This window comes from Streptomyces sparsus (assembly GCF_054776295.1).
Genome location: NZ_BAAHCA010001396.1, coordinates 1 through 890, shown reverse-complemented (window position 1 = coordinate 890; position 890 = coordinate 1). Strand labels below are relative to the sequence as shown.

The following is an 890-nucleotide window of genomic DNA, read 5'->3' as shown; positions in this document are numbered from 1 at the left end:
ACGGCCGCGCCCTGCTCGCGCAGCGCCGCGCCCTTGGCCTCCGCCCACAGTCCGCCGACCAGCACGTCCGGGGTGATGTCCAGGTGCGCCAGGTGGTGGCCGGCGTTGCGCTGGTTCTTCGCGGTCACCACCACCGACCGGCCGCCGCGCTCACCGACCGCGCTGACCGCCTCCCGGGCGCCGGGCATGGCGGTCGTCGGCAGGATGGCGTGGTCGACGTACAGCTCCCGGTACCGGTCGGCGGTGGCCGGCACCTCGGCGGCCGGGAACCAGTTGGCCAACTCGGTTTCCAGCGGCGGCCCCAGCCGGGACACCACCAGATCGCAGTCGATGAACACGCCCGTCTCGGCGGTCAGCAGCTCGTAGACGGCCCGGATGCCGGGCCGGGAGTCGATCAGCGTCATGTCGAGGTCGAACCCGACCGTGACCGTGGGCAGCGGGGGCGGGCCGGGCTCTCCCGACGCGGTCAGCGAAGTCACGGCCCCCATTGTGCCGGTCCCGTCCCGGCGACCAGCCCCCGGCCCGCACGGGCGACCGGCCCCCGGTCCGCACGGGCAGCCGGACGCGGAGGCAGGACCGGAAGCCGGGACGGGTCCCGACGCCCGTCCCGGGACCCGACGCCGTGCCGGGGCCTCCGGCGGGTCGCAGGGACGAGTACGTACACTTAGGGCCGCCTTACCTAAGTGGCCGCCCGGGTCACCCACCGCCCTGTCCGTCCGCCGCCCGTTTCCCCCCGAGCACCCCGCCGGGCCGCACGTCTCCCGTCCGGGCCCGCGTGGCAGCCGCCCGCGTTCCGTGCCCGCCGCCCGCTCCCGTACCGAGGTCCAGATGCTGTCCGCCCCTCCGCACGCCGTGCACGCCCCGCGCGGCACGCACGTTGCCCGGCGGGT

Annotated in this window: 1 protein-coding gene; it reads right to left on the bottom strand. The window is 76.4% G+C overall.

What is annotated here, in order from left to right:
- Positions 1 to 488 (bottom strand): HAD family hydrolase (locus tag ACYVE9_RS28655; protein WP_461030799.1); only part of this gene is annotated, 488 nt, incomplete at its 3' end.
- Positions 489 to 890 lie beyond the last annotated feature (402 nt).